The following is a 2,237-nucleotide window of genomic DNA, read 5'->3' as shown; positions in this document are numbered from 1 at the left end:
GTTGTCATAACCAGCATCTTTTCGCCAATTAAGAAATGCTTCATAAAAATCTAACATTGATTTTGGCGGAGTGGGCGACCATTCCACCTTCGTATGATTATAGTCGTTGATAGAGATTTTTCCACCTTTTTTCAATAAAGTCACCATTTTTTGCACAACTTCCGCAGGATTATTTACCCATTGTAAAGTTCGAGCAGCAATCACCAAATCAAATTTTTCAACCGAAACATAATCGTTGATATTGGCTACCTCAAAGCTTAGATTTGGGAGGCGTGCGTAATTTTTTTGAGCCAACTCAATCAAGTGTTCGCTAAAATCAATGCCTACAACTTTCCCGCTGGTACGTTGTGCAATATCGGCCGTAATGGCTCCTGAGCCGCAACCAACATCAAGCACCGACAGCCCATCTTTCAGCAGTCCGAGTAGGCTCGAATAACTGTTTTCGATGTTGCGGCGGTCAAGGACTTTATTAGCTCCTTGTGGCATTTCTGCCCGTGTTTGATGCTGTTGACTCATGATTTTGAAAAATATTTAAAAGAAATTTTTCCAAAAGTACGATAAAATTGTTTGAATGAAAGAAGTGGTGTATTTGCGAGTCTGAATAGTTCGTTTGATGATAAACGTTTTTTTGAATAACTTGCCGACAATTAAAAAGCTAATTCATAATTTGTTCGTTTACTGGGCATTTTAGTAGCAAAAACATTCAACATCAACAAAAAACTACTTAATATAAACAAACATTAGCAATGATATTAAGCGAAATTCTCTATAAAATTTCTCTCCAAGCAGTTTCTGGAAAAACAGATATTGAAATAAATAAGATAGTTTTCGACTCTCGTCAGGTAGAAAAAGGTAGCCTTTTTGTGGCTATCGGTGGTACGCAAGTCGATGGGCATCAATTTATCGGCAAAGCCATAGATTTGGGAGCTTCGGCAATTTTGTGTGAACATTTACCCGAAACTCTAAATGAGGCAATTACTTACATTCAAGTTGAAAACTCGGCTCGTGCGATGGGTTTTGCAGCAGCAAATTTTTATCAGCATCCTTCTAAAAAACTCAAATTAGTAGGTGTTACAGGCACAAACGGCAAAACTTCGATAGCCACGCTACTTTTTAGACTTTTCCGCCGATTGGGTTATCGTTGTGGTTTGCTTTCTACTGTACAAAATCAGATAGATGATGATATAATTCCTTCGACGCACACAACGCCCGATTCGGTAAAAATCAATGAATTATTGGCCGATATGTACCAAAAAGGCGTGACCTATTGCTTCATGGAAGTGAGTTCGCACTCGGTAGTGCAAGAGCGTATTGCGGGACTACATTTTGTGGGAGGTATCTTTACCAATATCACGCACGACCACCTTGATTTTCACGGAACATTCGATAATTATATAAAAGCCAAAAAAGGATTCTTCGACCAACTTCCTGCGTCGGCTTTTGCTTTGGTAAACACCGATGACAAAAATGGCAAAGTAATGCTCCAAAATACGGCAGCAAGAAAAGAGACATACTCGCTCAAAAACATCGGTACTTTTAAAGGGAAGGTGTTGGCTTGTAGTTTGTTTGGACTACAAATGGAGATTGATAATAAAGAAGTTTGGTTCAAACTCATCGGCTCGTTTAATGCTTATAATTTACTCGGTGTTTATGGTGCCGCGGTTTTACTCGGCGAAGATTCAAATGAAGTTTTGATGCAACTATCTGATATTCAGCCACCTGCGGGGCGTTTCGAGCAAGTAGTTTCTAAAAATAATGTTGTCGGAATCGTTGATTACGCCCACACACCTGATGCATTGAAAAATGTCTTGGAAACCATCGTTGATTTACGAGAAGGAAATCAGCAGATAATAACAGTTGTGGGTTGTGGTGGAAATCGTGATGCAACCAAACGCCCAATTATGGCCGAAATAGCTTGTAAAATGAGCGATAAGGTAATTCTGACATCAGATAATCCAAGAAACGAAGACCCGTTGGATATTCTGGCCGAAATGCAAAAAGGCGTACCTGCCATTCATTTCAAGAAAACCCAAACCATCGAAGACCGTCACGAAGCAATTTTGGCTGCTGTAAAAATGGCAAAACCCGAGGATATTATTTTGGTAGCAGGAAAAGGCCACGAAACCTATCAAGACATTAAAGGAGTAAAACATCATTTCGATGATAAAGAAGTACTGAAAGAGGCATTTGGAGAGAAATAGTTTTATATAAATAAGACAAACACATTTCAATAGCCT

The 2,237-nt window shown here is 39.1% G+C and carries 2 protein-coding genes; one reads left to right on the top strand and one right to left on the bottom strand.

The window, feature by feature from the left end:
- A partial coding sequence (locus ACOVO2_RS25510) for a methyltransferase domain-containing protein (RefSeq protein WP_421772692.1) occupies positions 1–516 on the bottom strand: 516 nt, incomplete at its 3' end.
- Between the two features lie 230 nt (positions 517–746).
- Between ACOVO2_RS25510 and ACOVO2_RS25505 the strand changes: the two genes are divergently transcribed.
- Positions 747–2,201 carry a UDP-N-acetylmuramoyl-L-alanyl-D-glutamate--2,6-diaminopimelate ligase gene (locus tag ACOVO2_RS25505; protein ID WP_421772691.1) on the top strand — a complete coding sequence of 485 codons (1,455 nt, stop codon included), beginning with the start codon at positions 747–749 and terminating at the stop codon, positions 2,199–2,201.
- The last annotated feature ends 36 nt before the right edge of the window (positions 2,202–2,237 follow it).

The sequence above is a fragment of the Emticicia sp. genome, assembly GCF_049241225.1.
GTDB lineage: Bacteria > Bacteroidota > Bacteroidia > Cytophagales > Spirosomataceae > Emticicia.
This window is presented reverse-complemented; position numbering and strand designations above follow the sequence as displayed.

What these genes read in the sequence shown, in the direction of transcription:
- ACOVO2_RS25505 (WP_421772691.1), top strand. Translation starts at nt 747, where the DNA reads ATGATATTAAGCGAAATTCTCTATAAAATTTCTCTCCAAGCAGTTTCT.